The 17,246-nt window shown below is 62.9% G+C and carries 10 protein-coding genes and 6 tRNA genes; 2 read left to right on the plus strand and 14 right to left on the minus strand.

The features are described from left to right. Positions 1-119 precede the first annotated feature (119 nt). Both ABDJ40_RS12665 and ABDJ40_RS12670 read left to right on the plus strand, forming a co-directional pair. Positions 120-1,190, plus strand: coding sequence for a nitroreductase family protein (locus tag ABDJ40_RS12665; RefSeq protein WP_347610178.1), 1,071 nt, complete (start codon positions 120-122; stop codon positions 1,188-1,190). Positions 1,191-1,378: 188 nt separating this feature from the next. Then, on the plus strand, positions 1,379-2,191 hold the full coding sequence (locus ABDJ40_RS12670) for a PEP-CTERM sorting domain-containing protein (RefSeq protein WP_347610180.1): 813 nt from the start codon (positions 1,379-1,381) through the stop codon (positions 2,189-2,191). A 232-nt stretch (positions 2,192-2,423) separates the two neighbouring features. Here the strand turns inward: ABDJ40_RS12670 and ABDJ40_RS12675 are convergent, their stop codons facing one another. From ABDJ40_RS12675 to purF, 14 genes are all read right to left on the minus strand, one after another. Next, positions 2,424-3,713, minus strand: coding sequence for a GNAT family N-acetyltransferase (locus ABDJ40_RS12675; protein WP_347610182.1), 1,290 nt, complete (start codon positions 3,711-3,713; stop codon positions 2,424-2,426). 104 nt (positions 3,714-3,817) lie between these two features. Continuing rightward, on the minus strand, positions 3,818-6,592 hold the full coding sequence (gene prsT, locus ABDJ40_RS12680; RefSeq protein ID WP_347610184.1) for an XrtA/PEP-CTERM system TPR-repeat protein PrsT: 2,775 nt from the start codon (positions 6,590-6,592) through the stop codon (positions 3,818-3,820). Positions 6,593-6,623: 31 nt separating this feature from the next. Continuing rightward, the gene (gene prsR / locus ABDJ40_RS12685) at positions 6,624-7,991 is read right to left on the minus strand and encodes a PEP-CTERM-box response regulator transcription factor (RefSeq protein ID WP_347610186.1); all 1,368 of its coding nucleotides are present in this window, start codon (positions 7,989-7,991) and stop codon (positions 6,624-6,626) included. After that, positions 7,988-10,105, minus strand: coding sequence for an XrtA/PEP-CTERM system histidine kinase PrsK (gene prsK, locus ABDJ40_RS12690; protein ID WP_347610187.1), 2,118 nt, complete (start codon positions 10,103-10,105; stop codon positions 7,988-7,990). Before prsK ends, prsR begins: the two co-directional genes overlap by 4 nt. A 68-nt stretch (positions 10,106-10,173) precedes the next feature. Continuing rightward, on the minus strand, positions 10,174-11,556 hold the full coding sequence (locus tag ABDJ40_RS12695; protein ID WP_347610189.1) for a TIGR03013 family XrtA/PEP-CTERM system glycosyltransferase: 1,383 nt from the start codon (positions 11,554-11,556) through the stop codon (positions 10,174-10,176). 579 nt (positions 11,557-12,135) lie between these two features. Then, positions 12,136-12,212, minus strand: a tRNA-Asp gene (locus ABDJ40_RS12700). Between the two features lie 67 nt (positions 12,213-12,279). Then, positions 12,280-12,355: transfer RNA gene (locus ABDJ40_RS12705), tRNA-Glu, on the minus strand. 45 nt (positions 12,356-12,400) lie between these two features. Then, positions 12,401-12,476, minus strand: a tRNA-Ala gene (locus tag ABDJ40_RS12710). Between the two features lie 79 nt (positions 12,477-12,555). After that, a tRNA-Asp gene (locus tag ABDJ40_RS12715) sits at positions 12,556-12,632 on the minus strand. Between the two features lie 81 nt (positions 12,633-12,713). After that, a tRNA-Glu gene (locus ABDJ40_RS12720) sits at positions 12,714-12,789 on the minus strand. A 44-nt stretch (positions 12,790-12,833) separates the two neighbouring features. Then, positions 12,834-12,909 (minus strand) — tRNA-Ala (locus tag ABDJ40_RS12725). Between the two features lie 136 nt (positions 12,910-13,045). After that, on the minus strand, positions 13,046-14,452 hold the full coding sequence (gene gltX, locus ABDJ40_RS12730; protein ID WP_347610191.1) for a glutamate--tRNA ligase: 1,407 nt from the start codon (positions 14,450-14,452) through the stop codon (positions 13,046-13,048). Beyond that, a complete protein-coding gene (locus ABDJ40_RS12735) occupies positions 14,449-15,693 on the minus strand; it encodes an O-succinylhomoserine sulfhydrylase (protein WP_347610193.1) in 1,245 nt (414 codons plus the stop codon). Before ABDJ40_RS12735 ends, gltX begins: the two co-directional genes overlap by 4 nt. After that, entirely contained in the window at positions 15,690-17,204 is a 1,515-nt protein-coding gene (purF, locus tag ABDJ40_RS12740; protein ID WP_347610195.1) for an amidophosphoribosyltransferase, read from the minus strand. Before purF ends, ABDJ40_RS12735 begins: the two co-directional genes overlap by 4 nt. Positions 17,205-17,246: the final 42 nt, after the last annotated feature.

The following is a 17,246-nucleotide window of genomic DNA, read 5'->3' on the forward strand; positions in this document are numbered from 1 at the left end:
CTTGCTGCGTTCTGAGCCAAGCTTTGGACCATCCACTACCGCTCTCCAGTTTGCGCCAATCTTCGGAAGCTATGTCAAGATTCCAGAAGACCCGGCAATTCGCCAACAGGGAGACTTGAATGACTGAGCCCGATATGCTGGACCGATTGCTGGACATGGCCCGATGGGCCCCCAGCGGGGACAACACCCAGCCTTGGCGCTTCGAGAAGCGGGGCGATCGGCAGCTGCGCGTCCATGGTTTCGATACGCGAGACCATTGCGTCTATGACCTGGATGGCCACCCCAGCCAGATCAGTTTCGGCACCTGGCTGGAGACCTTCTCGATTGCTGCTGCCAGCAAGGGCTGGCGCATGAACATCGACCAGATGGACTTCAGCGATGAACCCCGGCCGCGCTTTGACATCAGCATCCATCCTGCAGACGGCCCCAGCCAGCAGGAATTGGCTGCCCAGATCGAGAAGCGCAGCGTGCAACGACGCCCCCTGCACCGCACGCCCCTCACCGCGCAGGAGAAATCTGCGCTCCAGTCCTGCCTTCCCGAGGGTATGGCCGTGCATTGGCTCGACCAGCGCTTTGAGCGACTGAAGACAGCCAAGCTGCTGTTTCACTCCGCCAAATTGCGCTTGACCATCGAGGAAGCCTATGAGGTCCATCGAGACATCATCGAGTGGCATGCGCAGTTCAGCACCGACAAAGTCCCCGACCAGGCACTGGGCGCTAGCGCCGGCACCGTGCTGCTGATGCGCCAGGTGATGAAGAGCTGGCAGCGTGTCAAGTTTTTCAACACCTTTCTGGCGGGCACCTGGGCACCGCGCATCGAACTGGATTTCGTGCCGTCCATTGGCTGCGCCGCACATTTCGTGATCCACGCCCTCAGGCCAGCACGCGATCCGCAGGACTATGTGGAGGCGGGGCGCGCCATTCAACGTTTCTGGCTCCAGGCCAGCGCGCTGAGCTTGCAGCTGCAACCCGAGGTGACTCCGCTGGTATTTAGCCGGTATTCGCGGGAGAGCCGCCATTTCTCCCGGTCTGCACACGCCATGCCAATGGCTCACGACATCCGCAGCCGGATGGAGCGCTTGGTGGGCACTGATCTGGCCGAACGCGCTGTCTTCATGGGGCGAGTGGGACATGGGCCGGCTGCGAAAGCTCGCTCGATTCGGCGCCCTTTGTCGTCATTGCAAGTCTGACGCTCGCGACAGGCATGTCGGCGCGCTTTACAACTCCCACCCCCTGAACCAGTTCAGCAAAAATTGAACGACGCAAGTTATTGATTTTTATGAAATTCCCATCTCTGGCACAGGGCTTGCTCATAGAACCGCAGGCGGCTCAGCGAATCACACAGCTGACCAACCTGAAACAAGGAATGGAGAGAAACATGAACTTCAAGCACATCGTGCGCACCGCTGCCGCAGCAGCCCTGGTCGCAGCAAGCGCTTCGGCTTCCGCAGGCTACGTGGTGCTGGATGGCTGGCAGCTGCAGACGCCGACCACCAACACCACGAATATCGGTCGCCTGAACCTGGCCAGCGGCACCGCCGTGGTTGAGCAGCAGGTGAATGGTCTGGGTCAAGCGTTCGTGGGCGCCAAGTTCACGGAAACCGGCTCGATCTATTCGCTGACCTACACCAAGGAAAACGTGACCGGTGGCGGCGACTTCGGCGCACCCACCATGCTGGGCGACATGCTGACCATCTCGTTCTCGAACGTGGCCGGCAAGGTCGTGGCCCTGAATCCGGGCGGCGGCTTCAAGTACCAGTTCACCTCTGGCACCTTCATGATGTCCGGCATCGGCGGCGCTTACGCTTCCGGTTCCATCGTCGGCCTGGGCGGCAACGCTTCGTCGACCGCTGTGATCGGTGGCTTCAACGGTGACTCCACCCTGCTGGCCATGGTGCTGAACACGCTGAACCCCAGCTTCGCCATCAAGAACAGCCTGGGCAACAATCTGGCTGCTGACATGGCCACCGGCAAGGTGCTGTTCCAAGCTGTGACCAACAACAACACCACGGGCTTCCTGGGCACCGGCGCTTGCTCCTTCGACCCCACCAAGGTGTGCTCCAAGGTGTCCGTGGCTTCGGGTGGCGACGCCTACCTGGTGCGTGACATCCCCGAACCCGCAAGCATCGCCCTGGCTGGCGTCGCTCTGCTGGGTCTGGGTGTGGCCCGTCGCCGCAGCGCCAAGAAGTAATCAGCTTCGCTGACCAAGACGAAGGGGTGCCGATGGCACCCCTTTTTCATTGGCCCGGTCATCCGCAGACATCGGCTGGCCCTTGTGCGTGACTGCTACGCCAGCCATCAGCCATCCAGCCGGGATATGGCGACCAAGCAGGACCCCACCACAGCGCCCAGCTGGACTACGCAGAACCTCGCCGCGAGCATGCCCCCATCCCGTTTGGTCGGGGGCCACGGTCTAAGGCGGTTCACAGGTCTCGATGCGTCTGCCCGGTTTCGAAGGCAGCGACGCAATTGCGCCAGGGCGCATCAGGCTCTTCCACCAGTTTGAAGCCGAAGAAGCGGCCTTGTTCGCCTTCGCGCTTGCGCACGACCTGTGCTCGCAACCTGGCACGCTCATGCTCGCCCAGATCGACCACCACGTCACCGGTGACTTCCAGAGCCAAGTCATTCCCGCAACGGGCCTGGAAACCGGCCGCGGAAATCTCGATGATGTCCAGCACACAGACGCGCTCGCCAGTAGCCGACACCAGTCGCATTTCTGCGGGGCACCGAATCGAATACCGCTGATGCTGCCGGAGCGGATGATGCTCCAGCGCCTGACCAGCCAGCATGGGGAGCACCTGACGGTACTCAGGGGTGTTGTAGATGGACCAGAGCAGAGCCTTCTTGCGATCATCGAGGCCCTGCAGGACCGGACTGAGCCGGTTGAAGAAATGGTCCAGCAATGCAGGGGTCAGCACCGGATCATTGGTCGTGAAATAGCGCCGGCTGGGCAAGATGATGTTGTCCAGCGACTGGCGATAAAAGAAGTGATGAAGGTTCTTGCGCAGGGGCCGGAACTGGTACACCGCCCGAAATAGCGCCTCAGACTGGCTGAGATCCAGGGTGGCCCCCACCGCGGGTGCGCCGTTCGCAAAGTCATAGGCATCGACCGTGCGCGCCTGCAGACGCTCAAAGAACAACAGGGCTTCGTACAGTTCGATCTTGTCGGGATTGACCGCGATGACCAGATGCCGGGTATCAAAATACTCCGTGCAGTACTGGTGCATGAATTTCATGAGGGGGAAGAGCACGGCCCCGCCCGTCTTGCGGAAATCAGGATGCACGGCGAGCGCAGAGATCTCGGCGATGTTGCCGCGCTTGCGGCGCACCCCGGCAAGATCGAACACGCTCTGGAGCGGGAATCCGAAGACGCCTTCCCGGATCATGGAAATCGTCCCCACTACCCTGCCCTCCCACTTGGCGCATATGGTGGTAGTGGTCGGCAGCGCGTGGTAGATCGTGATGCGCATGCCGGAGGGATCCGGCTTCATGAAGCCGGCAGCCACATAGGCATCATGAAGAATGCGGAAGCAAGCTTCCAACTCTTCCTGGGTTTCAGCGATCTTCAGCTGCAGCCTGGCGTCCGGCTGCGGGTCGCAATCCACCATGCGGCGATAGACCGCAAATCGCCAGTCCCTGGGCAGTCCACCGAACAAGGCACGCAGGCCCGTATGCAGACGTTTGCGCAGACTTGATCGCTTGATGGCGGCCATGAACGTTCCTCCCTGCCAAGCCTCGTCGAGACCTGAGCCTGATGCAGCTTACTGCAAGAAGGCCGCCACGAGCGCGGTCAACTCTTGCCCCCCGCTTCGCTAATTCAGAGTTGACGCTGCAGTTCGTCCTTGAGGCGCTTGAGCTCGCCAGGCAAGGGCGCCGCGTCCAGCTTGAGCAGTTCCGCCTTGGCACCGCTCTTGTCGCCCGTTTCCAGCATGGCCTGAGCCAGATGCAGCCGAGATGCGAGACCCGAGGGATTCAGCTGGACGGCCTTGCGAACGGCCTCCAAAGCACGGGCAGGCTCCTTGCCCGCCAGGTAGACCATCGCCAGGGTGTCCCAGTAGTCGTCTACATCATCACGAACCTGCACCGCACGCTGGGCGAACTCCAGGGCGCCGGACTTGCCCGTCTTCATCAGGAGCCAAGCCAGGTTGTTCAAAGCCGCCGAATGACGTGGCTCGATCGCCAGCACCTGCCTGTAAAGGGATTCGGCCTCGGCCATCTTGCCCGCCTGCAATGCCTGCGTAGCCAAGTGACTGAGGAAGTGGGCATCCTGAGCGTGCGAACCGGTCCAGGCGGAAGCCAGGCGCGCCGCCTCAGCTGACTGACCTGCCTTGAGCAGTACGCTGTGCAGCTTGATGGCCAGCATCACGTCGTCCCGCTGCAGATCCAGGGCAGCCCGGTACTGACGCGCCGCTTCCGGCCAGGCCTTCTGGGCGTAAGCGAGGTCGCCGTATGCCGCAAGGACGACCGGCTTCGCAGTGCCCGCCACTTCCATGTCCTTCAAGGCAGCCCGGGCATCCGCAAACTTGCCCAATGCCACCTGCACCGCGACCAGCTTGCCCACGACCTCCACATTGCGGGGCGCCAGCACCATGGCCCGTCGCAGGTCCTGTGCTGCCGAAGGCAGATCCTTGACCTGCGCGTGCACTTCAGCCATGCGCAGGTAAGGGTCCGGCGAATTCGGCATCTTGGCCACCAGCTTGTTCAGCGTGCTGACCGCCTGATTGACGTCCCCGCTGAGCGCCTGCACCTGCCCCAGGGCCAGCAGCATCTCGGCGCTGTCGGGAATGGCACTGAGCCCTTCCTGAGCAGCTTGCAACCCTTGTTTGACATCGCCCTGCGCCATGCGATGACGGATCAAAGCAAGCCTGGGTTCCGCAGCATCCGGCGAGGCCTTGATGGCCCCCAGCAGCTGTTGCTCGTACTCTGCGGCGCTGGCACCAGCACGGACGCGCAGCTCGATGGCAGCCATGCGGGCGCGGATATTGCGGGGGTCCTTATCCACCATCGCATCGAAACGCTTGATGGCATCGGTGATGTGTCCGGAGTCGACGTCCAGCAGGCCCAGGGCGACGGCAGCCTGGAAATGCCCGGGGGCCAGCTGCAACGCCTGCTCAAACGAAGCCCGGGCTTCGGCCAGTTGCTTGGCCCTCAGCTGGATGCTTCCCCGCAGATAAGGCGCGTCAGCCAGCTTGGGCTGCTTCTGCTGCAGTTGGGCAATCGCCTGCAGGGCACCTGCTGAATCGCCTCGGCTCAGCAAAGCGCTGATCAGGGCGAGGTCGGCGGTGTAGCCCGTGGCATCACTGCTGGCGAGGCCTTTCAGCGCGCCCAGCCCCTCATCGATACGCCCCTTCTCCAAGTCCACCACGGCCAGGGCCGTCTTGCTGCGGACATCCTTGGGGTCCAGCTCGACAGCCTTGCGGAAGGCCTCCACGGCCTTGGCCGTCTCCCCTTGCATGAGGTGGGCCTGCCCCGCCAGCGCCATGGCCGCATGGCTGCGCCCCTGCTGCTCCATCAGGGGCTGCAGCGCACTGAGGGCCTTGCCAGCCTCCCCCGCCTTGAGCAAGGTGTGAGCCAGCAGCAAGCGTGCCGAAGGGTTGTCGGCAGACTGGTTCAATGACTGGCTGAGGTACTTCTCTGCGACCAGCAGCGCACCGGACTGCGCAGCGATGGCACCGGCCAGATGCAGGAAGCGGGCATCCTCCGGGCCGAGCTTCAGCATGGCCTGGGACTCTTCGTTGGCTTGCTTCAGATCGCCGCCTTCCAGGGCCACCAGCGCAGCAACAAACCGGGTCTGGGGATGGTTTGGCAAGGCCTTGCGCATCAGCTCAACCTGCTTGCGCGCAGCGTCCAGTTCACCCTTGGTGAGCCGGAAGGTGGCCAGGCCCACATTCGCGCCGACGGACTTGGGGTCCAGGGAAAGCGCCTGATCGTAGGCCGCCACGGATTCCGAGTCACGCCCCAGGCCGAAGCGCAGGAACTCCGCCTTGGCCAGCCAGGCCTTGGCATTCTTGGGTTCGTCGGCCAGCACCTGGGACACGCGTTGCAGCGCCGTCTCGTAGTCACCGCTGTAGCCGGCCACATTGGCCGCCACGAGCAGGGTCCGCGGTTGCTTGGCGTCCAGGCTCAACGCTGACTGGATGAAGCGCTCGGCATATTCCTTGCGCCGCAACAGCAAGGCCGACTCGGCCAGGGTGGTCATCAGGTCGGCCTGGGCAGCCGGCACATCCAGCTGAGTCCGGGAGAATTCGCTGATGACCTTCTCATACTCGCCGTAAATGAAAAGGACCCGGGCCAGCGGCGGCACCAGTTGGTCCGCGGGATAGCCAAGTTCACGCGCCTTCTCCAGCTCGATCCGGGCGCTGATGGGGTCCCCCTGCGCCAGCAAGGTGGTCCCCAGCAGGAACCGCGCTTCCGCCATGGAAGGGTCGCCCTGCAGAGCGCTCTTCAGCTCGATCGCTGCACTCTTGCCGTCGTTCTTGGCAAGCATGGCCTTGGCGGCGGTCAAGTGTTGCTCGGGAGTCTTGCTTCCGCAGCCGCCAAGCAGGGCTGCCGCCAGGCCTGCGGCAAGAATCGTTCTGGAAATTGCCAGCAAAGCTGCCTCCTTTAGCGCGGTCTCTGGCCGCTCACTTCAATTGCAAGCGGTTCATCAAATCGTAGAGCGTGGGGCGGCTGACGCCCAGCAACTCGGCGGCACGGACGATATTGCCGTCAGTCCGCGCCAGCGCCTTGACCACAGCCTCTCGCTCCGCTCGCTCGCGCACCTGGCGCAGATCCAACTCTGCGTTGACAGGCTGTGCACCGTCATCCACCGCCCCGCGGATGGACAGGTCCGCGGCCGTGATGCGCTCATGCTCCGCCATGATCACTGCACGCTTGATCACGTTCTGCAGCTCTCGGACATTGCCGGGCCACTTCCATCGCTCGATGACGGACTGCGCATCCTCGCCCAGGCTCAAACCGGGACGCCGGAGCTCCGCAGCAAAGCGCTTCACGAAGGCATGCGCGAGCAGCACGGCGTCGCCCAGGCGCTCACGCAACGGCGGCACCTCGACCACGATTTCAGCCAGGCGGTAATACAGATCCTCGCGGAATCGGCCCTCGGCAATCAGGGCCTGCAGGTCCTGGTGCGTGGCACCGACCACGCGCACATCCACCGGGATCTCGCCCCGCCCGCCCAGGCGCTCAATGCTGCGCTCCTGGAGGAATCGCAGGAGCTTGGCCTGAAGCGCCATGGGCAGATCGCCGATTTCGTCAAGCATCAAGGTGCCGCCGTTGGCGGTTTCGATCTTGCCGACGGTGGTCTTGGTCGCCCCTGTGAAAGCGCCCTTCTCATAGCCGAACAGCTCGCTCTCGAGCAGGGCCTCGGGGATGGCCGCGCAATTGATGGCGACGAACTTGCCACTGCGGCGCGAGGCGGCATGAAGGCCCTGGGCCAGCACTTCCTTGCCTGTGCCGCTTTCACCCAGGATCAGAACGGTGGCATCGCTGGGAGCCACCCGCTCGACCATGCGGCAGACCTTCACCATCTGGGGATCACGGGTCAGCAGGCCGCCCAGGGCATCATGCTGCTGTTCGCGCTGCAGGCGACGGTTCTCATCCTGCAGTTCACGCAGGCGGAAGGCACGCTCGACTGTCAGGGACAGCACATCCGGATCCACCGGTTTGGACAGGAAGTCGTAGGCGCCCAGGCGGATGGCGCGCAACGCATTGGCATGGTCGTTCTGCCCGGTCAGCACGATCACCTTGGCAGCGGGATCCAGCTCCAGGAGGCGCTCCAGCAGCTTGAATCCTTCGCTGACCGAGTCCTGGTCGGGGGGAAGGCCGAGGTCCATCGTGACCACGGTCGGTTGATGGCGGCGGAACTGCAGCACTGCGCTGGCACCATCGCTGGCCAGCACGGCCTCAAAGCCGTCCAGTGACCATTTGAGCTGTTTCTGCAGGGCCAGATCGTCCTCGACGATCAGCAGCTGACGTGTGTTCTCGTTACTCATGCAGCATCCACCATCCCCAAGCCTTGGCCTTCCTGTGTCAAAAGCAGCGGCAGGCTGATTGTGAGGCGTGTGCCCTCCCCCACCACGCTCGCCACCTCAATCTTGCCCCCCAATTCCTGGACATACTGGAAACTTTCGAAGGCACCGATGCCCATGCCCGTTTCCTTGGTCGTCTGGAATGGCCGGAAGAGCTTGGTCTGAATGAAGTCCTCGCTCATGCCCACGCCGGTATCGGTGACGGTGACCACGGCATTGCTGCCGTGCCGATGCAGGCTCGCCGACACCCTGCCCTCCGGCGGGGTCGCGTCCAGCGCATTCTGCACGGCATGGCCTAACACGCGTTCGACGCGGTCCTCCTGGCCCCGGCACTGGATGGCCTCCAGCTCGCCGAGTTCCAGCGAACGCCCCTTCTTTGCCGCCTGAGCCTGCAAACGCCGAAGCAGGGCCTGCAGCTCAACGCCGCCCTGAGCTCCCAGGGGCCGCTGGCCATCGCGGAGCTGCATCAACAGCTGGCGCATCTTCTCCAGCGAGTTCTCGACCGTGGCCAGCATGTCGTCCTGGAATTCGGGGTTGTCGCGATGCTTCTGAGCGTTCTTCATCATCAGCGACAGCTGGGTGACGATGTTCTTGAGGTCATGGACCACAAAGGCCGACATCTTGTGGAAGGCGTCGAACTTGCGAGCCTCGAGCAGGGCCTCGGTCGCCTGCACCTGCGCGAGGAAGCCGGCGGCCTGGGCACTGGCCGTCTTGAGCAAGTCGCGGACTTCCCAGTTCACATCCAGGCTGGCACGCGAGCGCTCGAGCACCACAAAGGCGATCAGGCGCGGGCCAGCGAGCAAGGGCACGATCAGCCAGTGCCGCGGCTCATCGAGCAGGGCCTGCGGCACGCGGACCCATTGCTTGCCCACCTCGGTGCCGCCGGCACGCAGCTGGTCCAGGTCCAGAATCCAGCCGCTGCTGGACAGGAACTGGGCGAACTCGTCTTCCTCAAGAACCACCAGCGTGCTGCGGACCGCGTTGTGCCGCACCGCCTGCACAAAGCCGCCCTGGGTCTGCGAGGGCAACCACAGTGACCCACCCAGACTCTCGACCAGGTTGGCCAAGCCTTCGATGATGGACTGCCCCAGCGCCTCCGGTGAATTCTGCGAGGACAGCATAGCTGTGAAGCGCAGCCACTCCTCCCGATAGTCATACCGGTAGCTGAAGAAGTTCTTGCTGATGTAGACACGCAGCTTGGCGCGCAAGGCCCCTGAAAAGAACAGCAACAGCAGTCCGACCAGGGACAGAACCAGCAAGCCGATCTGCAAGGCACGGCCCCATCCACCGCCGGTATAGCGCAGGTAGTAACCCACGGCAGAAACCGACAGGAGGTACAGGCCGCTGAGGATCAGCGTCGCCGAATGGAAGACGGCCGCGCGCGACACATGCAGCTTGGCGATCCAGTCCTTGTGCCTTCTGGCAGCGACGAAAAGCAGGGGAACGGCAATGGCATGCACGCCCGCACGGATGCTCACGGCATCCAGGTCGGACTCCCTGAACAGGGCCATCTGCGAATACAGGTACAGATCGAAGGCAAAGATGACGCCCAGCGCGATGCAGACCGGCTTGGCGTTCCAGCGCGCACTGGCCTGGACGTTGTGATGCAGCTGCTCGACCAACACCAGGCCGAGCACTGCCAGCGCCAGGCAGTCAAAAGCGGCCCAATGGTTCAGCACGGCTCGCGGGGCGGGGAGCAGCTCGGACAGTCCCTCCAGCACGGCCTTGCCCAGCAGCAGCGCCAGGGCGAGCCACTGCGCACTGCGATGAATGAGGCGATCGTCGTCCGAGCTACGGCCCTCCTGCAGCAAGCAGCGCATGAAGCCCAGCCAGGCGAGGTAGCGCGCTGCATCAAACAGAGGCGGAAGCGCCTGCAGGATGCCATCGTGGGTCTGCAGCTCCTGGACCAGCCCTGTGGCAGCCCAGGCAGCGCTGCATAGCAGGCCCGCCCAGAAGAACCACGCGCCACGACGCTGTTCTCCCTGCAGACGCCTCAGCTGCAGGCCGTAGGCTGCTGCAAATGCCCCATAAAAAAGCAAGGCCAGCAGAAAGCCGGCCACGCCTAGATCAAATGACATCAGCGATGTGCATCAATGTATGAACAGCGCCGCGGCGGGGCCGCGCCACCCATGTGCCCGGACGCTGCTCAGCGAGCGCCCTTGCCAGTCAGGACCACCGCAACAGTTTCCAGCAGGATCAGCAGATCCAGGAACAGCGTGTGGTTCTTGACGTAGTACAGATCGTATTGCAGCTTCTCGACGGAGTCTTCCAGCGTAGACCCGTACTCGTAGCGCACCTGGGCCCAGCCGGTCACGCCCGGCTTGACGCTGTGGCGCACTGCGTAATAAGGCACCTTGGTGGTCAAGTCATCGACGAAGAAGGGACGCTCGGGACGCGGACCCACCAGACTCATTTCGCCGCGCAGCACATTGAACAGCTGCGGCAGTTCATCAATCCGGACCCGGCGGATGAAGCGACCGACGCGCGTCACGCGGTCGTCGTTCTTGCTGGCGAAACGCGGCTTGCCATCCTTCTCGGCATCGGTGCGCATGCTGCGGAACTTCACCACGTCGAAGGTCGTGCCGTTCAGGCCCACACGCTCCTGCTTGTAGAAGACAGGGCCGCGCGACTCCAGGCGTACAGCCAGCGCTGCCAGCAGCATGATGGGACTGCTGAGGACCAGCAGCAGACCCGAGAACAGCAGGTCGAAGCTGCGCTTCACGAAGGTCCGGAACATGCCCTGATTGAAGCCGTCGCCAAAAATCAGCCAGCCGGCATTCACATGGCTGATCTTGATCTGGGCCAGCGTCTTCTCGAAGTGCGTGGCGATGTCCACGACGCGCACGCCGTAGATCTTGCAGTCCAGCAACTCACGCAACGGCATGCTCCCGCCCCGGCGTTCGCTCAGGGCCACGACGATTTCGTCGACGCCCAGGCGCAGCGCAGTCTCGGTGAGGGTGCCTTGCGGATGAATGATGTCTGCCTGCGCGACGGCCGTCTCAGTTTCGTTGGGGCCGGCGAAATAACCCACGATCTCCGCATGCGGATCAGCAGAGTTCAGCGTCGCGCCCACCGACTTGGCCACAGGGCCAGCGCCAAAAATCAGGATCTTGGTGCGCGAGCGGGTATGGACCGACGAATGCGCGGCATAGACACGATGCACCATCACCGCAGCAATGGCAGCCATGGCTGCCAGGACCAGCAGGTCGCGATGAGGAATGGATGCCGGCACCAGCCTCGAGAAGCCATAGGCCAGCGGCAGGGCCACCAGGGTTGCCAGCAAGGCTCGGGCGCAGGACTGCGTCAGCGAACGGTTATGCGTGTGCTGATACAGGCCGGAAGCGGAATTGATGACAAACATGAAGCCCGCCAGGGAGAGCCCCTGTGAAGCAGCGAAAGGAATCAGCGCATCGGCCGAATCTCCTTTTGCCATCACGACAAGCATCGTTGCCAGGAAGATCAGGCCAAGGTCGAGCGCAACTTGCATCAGCGTGCGCCGATGAAGGTAGTGGTTAAAAATTCTGATCATGCCAATCCCCAAACACGCTTCCCGATCGATCGGGCTGCCCCCATGGCTTGCTGCGCCATCAGGACTTCGCCGGACTTGCAGTGCGGTGCATCATGCCTCCAGGCCTCTTCGATGAAAGCCCCCTGTTTGGAGGGGCGCCCCCTGAGTTGGTGCGGTAGTTCACAAGGGCGCACTGATACCTTTTGTTTCACCACGCATCAACGAATATGAAAAATGTCACGCTGAAATCGTATGCAAGCTTAGATGTGAACTGTGAAGGATTATTGACGAGCCCTTGGCGATGAAGGGCCGCCGCCGTCCGCTCAACATGAAACAGAAGAAACTTTTCCCATGACACGAGCAGCACACGATATTGGCGCGGGCAAGTGATACCCCCCCCGGCCATACCTTTACCGTCATGAATTGCAGCAAAAATGCCGCCTCGGCCTCCAGCTGGGGATGCTGGCAATTGCCATGCCGCCCCGGAAGCGTCTGCAGTTGGGCGTCGAAGCCCTACGGAGCCCCTCCCCGCTGGCATACACAGCATTCAGAGAGGAAAAAGAAAAAGCCCCGGCTGCATTGCAACCAGGGCTTCAAATTTGGCGGAGTGGACGGGGCTCGAACCCGCGACCCCCGGCGTGACAGGCCGGTATTCTAACCAACTGAACTACCACTCCTGATGCCGCCTCTTGCGAGCCGACACAGGACAAGTTTCAGAGCAATGCTCTCAAGCCTTGTCAAACTTGGCGTCCCCTAGGGGATTCGAACCCCTGTTACAACCGTGAAAGGGTCGTGTCCTAGGCCTCTAGACGAAGGGGACTAAACCTTCTACCCTGAACTGCGCGCCACCTATTCATAAGAATATTGGTGGAGGTAAGCGGGATCGAACCGCTGACCTCTTGCATGCCATGCAAGCGCTCTCCCAGCTGAGCTATACCCCCATTGAGTTTTACTCAATAACGGCGCGCCGTTCAAGCTTTATATATTATACACAGTATTTATTCACTGCATACAAATTGTTGGCGGAGTGGACGGGGCTCGAACCCGCGACCCCCGGCGTGACAGGCCGGTATTCTAACCAACTGAACTACCACTCCAAATATCGCAGCGTATTATAACCACAATATTTAACAAGTTTGCAATCTGTTTTTCAACAAACTGCCAAGCCTTGTCAAACTTGGCGTCCCCTAGGGGATTCGAACCCCTGTTACAACCGTGAAAGGGTCGTGTCCTAGGCCTCTAGACGAAGGGGACTAAACCTTCTTCCTTGAACTGCGCGCCACCCATTCATTTGAATTTGGTGGAGGTAAGCGGGATCGAACCGCTGACCTCTTGCATGCCATGCAAGCGCTCTCCCAGCTGAGCTATACCCCCATCGAATCTCTTCTTTGGGCAAACGCTACTCAACGCTCCTGCCATTCAAGTCAACCTTAGGTTAACCCTGCGAGGCCATCGCGCTGCGCTTTGTTTGTTGCGCCGTTCAAGCGAGAAAAAGATTATAGAACGCTTTTCAGAAGGAGCGCAAGCGTTTCACAACAATTTCTTTGTCGAAGAGTTCGAGTACGGCGTCGACGGAGGGCGTCTGGGCACGGCCGCACACCAGCACGCGCACCGGAATGGCCAGCTGCGGCATCTTCAAGCCATGGGCGGTGATCACTTCCTTGATCGCCGCCTGGATGGCCGCCTTCGTCCATTCCAGACTGACGAACTTGTCAGCCAGGGCCTGCAGCGCCGGGCGGAGGGCATCCGTCAGATGCTGGGCCCGCTCTTCATCACTGGCCTGGACATCCGTCACATACATCGACAGCCAGTCCGCCAGAGCGACCGTGGTGCTGCAACGGTCCTTGAACAGCGCGCACATCCGGGCCAGACGAGCCGCTTCCGGCACGACCTGACCCCGCTTGCCGAACTGCTGGGCCACCAGCTCGGCCAGGCGGGCGTCGTCGGCCTGCTTGATGTACTGGCCGTTGACCCACTCCAGCTTGGCGGCATCCCACTGCGCCGGACTCTTGGACAGGTGGCTGCCATCAAACCAGGCCACCAGCTGCTCGCGGCTGAACAGCTCGTCATCGCCATGGCTCCAGCCCAGGCGAGCCAGGTAGTTGAGCATGGCCTCGGGCAGGTAGCCGTTTTCTTCGTAGGCAGTGACACTGACAGCGCCACGGCGCTTGGACAACTTCTGCCCGTCATCGCCCAGGATCACTGGCACATGGCCGAACTTGGGCAGCGGCGCACCCAAGGCCTGGAAGATGTTGATCTGCCAGGGCGTGTTGTTGACGTGCTCGTCGCCACGGAAGACATGGCTGATGCGCATGTCCCAGTCATCCACCACCACGGCGAAGTTGTAGGTGGGCACGCCGTCGGCGCGCATGATGATGAGGTCGTCGATTTCCTTGTTGCCGATGGTGATCGGGCCCTTGACCAGATCGTCCCAGGTGACCGCACCGTCCACCGGATTCGCAAAGCGGATCACCGGCTGCACACCCTCGGGGATGGCCGGCAAGGTCTTGCCAGCGGCCGGACGCCAGGTGCCGTCATAGCGGCGCTTCTCGCCTCGCGCCTCCTGGGCAGCCTTCATGGCCTCCAGCTGTTCAGGCGTGGTGTAGCAGCGGTAGGCCTTGCCTTCGGCGATCAGCTGGTCCACGACCGCCTGGTAGCGGTTCAGGCGCTGCATCTGGTAGACGGGGCCTTCGTCATATTCCAGGCCCAGCCAGTGCATGGAGGCGAGGATCTGGTCGACCGAGTCCTGGGTCGAGCGCGCGACGTCGGTGTCTTCGATGCGCAGCACGAACTCGCCGCCGTGGTGGCGAGCGAAAGCCCAGGAAAACAGCGCCGTGCGGGCGGTGCCCAGGTGCAGGAATCCGGTCGGGGACGGCGCAATGCGGGTGCGCACAGGGGTGGATGCAGAGGTGCTCATTCGTGATTCAAGGTGGAAAGTCCGCGCAGCAGGTCATCGGTGATGTCATCGACGTGCTCAAGTCCGACCGACAGCCGGATCAGCCCCTGGCCAATGCCGGCCGCCTGGCGCTGGGCTTCGCTCAGCCGGCCATGCGAGGTGGTAGCAGGGTGGGTGATGATGGATTTGGTGTCACCCAGGTTGGTGGCGATGCTCAGCACGCGGGTGCTGTCGATCACGTGGAAGGCGGCGGCGCGAGCGGCCTCGGGCGTGTCGCCTTTCAGTTCGAAGGACAGCACTGCCCCGCCCTGCCCCGACTGCTGGCGCATGGCCAGCTCGTGCTGCGGATGCGAGGGCAACGAGGGGTAGTAGACGCGCGCCACTTCAGGGCGGGTCTCCAGCCAGCGCGCCACGGCCAGGGCCTGCTCGCTCTGCGCCTTCATGCGCAGCCCCAGGGTCTCGAGGCCCTTGAGCACCACCCAGGCATTGAAGGGTGACAGCACCATGCCGGCCGTGCGCACCACCGGGCCGAAGACGTCCTTGATCAGCTTGTTCGGGCCACACAGGGCACCGGCCATCACGCGGCCCTGCCCGTCCATGTACTTGGTGGCCGAATGCATGATGACGTCAGCGCCCATCTTCGCGGGCTGCTGGAGCGCGGGCGACGAGTAGGTGTTGTCCACCACCAGCAAGGCGCCCGCTGCATGGGCGATGTCCGCCAGCGCCTGAATGTCGCAGACTTCGGTCAGCGGATTCGTGGGCGTCTCGGCGAAGAGCAGGCGCGTGGTGGGTCGGATCGCATCCCGCCATTCCTGCAGATCGGTCTGCGAGACGAAGCTGGTCTCGACGCCGAACTTGCCGAACTCCTTGGCGAAGAGATTGATGGTGGAGCCAAAGACCGAGCGCGAGCAGATGACGTGGTCGCCCGCCTTCAGCAGGCCCATGCACAGCAGCAGGATGGCACTCATGCCGCTGGAGGTGCAGATGGCTGCTTCCGTGCCCTCCATGGCCGCCAGGCGGGCTTCCAGGCTGCGCACGGTGGGATTGCTGGTGCGCGAGTAGGTGAAGTCTTCCGACTGCGAGAAGCGCTGGGCCGAAGTCGCGGCATCCGGCTGTACATAGGCGCTGGTCAGGAACAGGGCTTCGGAATTCTCGCCATGCTGGCTGGGAGCCAGGGCCGTGCGCACGGCCAGGGTCTCGGGGCGCAGCCCCTCAGGCAACTGGGCGCGCGCCAGGCGGCGCGCTTCCTCGTTCTCGCTCATTGGGCATCGCCCCCGCTCTGAAGGGCGAGGCGCGTGCGGGCAGGACCGTCTTCCTCGTCGCCTTGGCTCTTGCGCTGAGCCTGCATGGTGGCGAAGTCCTCTGCCGAGACGTCGCCGGTGATGTAGGTGCCGTCGAAGCAGGAGGCCTCGAAGCCCTTCAGGCCCGGCCGAAGGGCGGCCACGACGCGCTTCATGGCATCCACGTCCTGGTAGATCAGGGCATCGGCCCCGATGTACTGGCGCACCTCTTCGATGCTGCGGCCATGGGCGATCAGCTCTTCCTTCGTCGGCATGTCAATGCCATAGACATTGGGGAAGCGCACCGGCGGCGCGGCCGAGGCCAGGTAGACCTTGTTGGCGCCGGCCTCGCGGGCCATCTGCACGATCTCCTTGGAGGTGGTGCCGCGCACGATGGAGTCATCCACCAGCAGCACATTGCGGCCCTTGAACTCCAGGCCGATGGCATTGAGCTTCTGGCGCACCGACTTCTTGCGCGCGCCCTGCCCCGGCATGATGAAGGTGCGGCCCACGTAGCGGTTCTTCACAAAGCCCTCGCGATAGGGCTTGCCGATCTTGTGGGCCAATTGCATGGCCGAGGGACGGCTGGACTCGGGAATGGGGATGACCACGTCGATCTCGCTGGGCGGCATGGTCGAGATCAGGCGCTGAGCCAGTGTTTCGCCCATGTTCAGGCGGGCCTGGTAGACCGAGATGCCGTCCATCACGGAATCCGGGCGCGCCAGGTAGACGAACTCGAACATGCAGGGATTCAGCGAAGGGTTTTCGGCGCACTGCTCGGTGTGGACCTGCCCCTGCGTGTCGATGAAGATGGCCTCGCCGGGGGCCACGTCGCGGTCCAGCTTCACGCCCGTGCCTTCCAGCGCCACGCTCTCGCTGGCCACCATCACGTCACCGTTGGCGCCATGGCCGAAGCACAGCGGGCGGATGCCGAAGGGGTCGCGGAAAGCCAGCAGGCCGTGGCCCGCGATCAGGGCGATCACCCCATAGGAGCCCTTGATGCGCTTGTGCACGGCACGCACGGCCTTGAACACGGCCTGAGGCGTCAGCGGCAGTTCGCGGGCGACCTGTTCCAGTTCGTGGGCCAGCACGTTGAGCAGCACCTCGGAGTCGCTCTCCGTGTTGATGTGGCGGCGGTCGACGGCGAAGAGTTCCTGCTTCAGCGCATGGGCGTTGGTCAGGTTGCCGTTGTGCACCAGCACGATGCCAAAGGGCGCGTTGACGTAGAAGGGCTGGGCTTCTTCCTCGTTGTAGGCATTGCCGGCGGTCGGGTAGCGGACCTGGCCCAGGCCTACATTGCCCGGCAGCGCGCGCATGTTGCGGGTGCGGAAGACGTCGCGCACCATGCCGCGAGCCTTGTGCATGAAGCACTTGTTGCCCTGCATGGTGACGATGCCGGCGGCATCCTGGCCGCGGTGCTGCAGCAGCAGCAGCGCGTCATAGATCAGCTGGTTGACCGGCGTCTGGGATATCACACCAACGATGCCACACATGTTCTCTTCCTCGACTTGTCGGCTTCCTGGGCTGGAAGCACT

Origin of the sequence: Roseateles flavus, assembly GCF_039872765.1 — a bacterium.
GTDB lineage: Bacteria > Pseudomonadota > Gammaproteobacteria > Burkholderiales > Burkholderiaceae_C > Roseateles_B > Roseateles_B flavus.

Excerpts from the sequence above, each read along its gene's own strand:
- gltX (WP_347610191.1), bottom strand. The coding sequence starts at position 14,452 with ATGAGCACCTCTGCATCCACCCCTGTGCGCACCCGCATTGCGCCGTCC.
- prsK (WP_347610187.1), bottom strand. The coding sequence starts at position 10,105 with ATGTCATTTGATCTAGGCGTGGCCGGCTTTCTGCTGGCCTTGCTTTTT.
- purF (WP_347610195.1), bottom strand. The coding sequence starts at position 17,204 with ATGTGTGGCATCGTTGGTGTGATATCCCAGACGCCGGTCAACCAGCTG.
- ABDJ40_RS12670 (WP_347610180.1), top strand. The coding sequence starts at position 1,379 with ATGAACTTCAAGCACATCGTGCGCACCGCTGCCGCAGCAGCCCTGGTC.
- ABDJ40_RS12665 (WP_347610178.1), top strand. The coding sequence starts at position 120 with ATGACTGAGCCCGATATGCTGGACCGATTGCTGGACATGGCCCGATGG.
- ABDJ40_RS12735 (WP_347610193.1), bottom strand. The coding sequence starts at position 15,693 with ATGAGCGAGAACGAGGAAGCGCGCCGCCTGGCGCGCGCCCAGTTGCCT.
- prsR (WP_347610186.1), bottom strand. The coding sequence starts at position 7,991 with ATGAGTAACGAGAACACACGTCAGCTGCTGATCGTCGAGGACGATCTG.
- ABDJ40_RS12695 (WP_347610189.1), bottom strand. The coding sequence starts at position 11,556 with ATGATCAGAATTTTTAACCACTACCTTCATCGGCGCACGCTGATGCAA.
- ABDJ40_RS12675 (WP_347610182.1), bottom strand. The coding sequence starts at position 3,713 with ATGGCCGCCATCAAGCGATCAAGTCTGCGCAAACGTCTGCATACGGGC.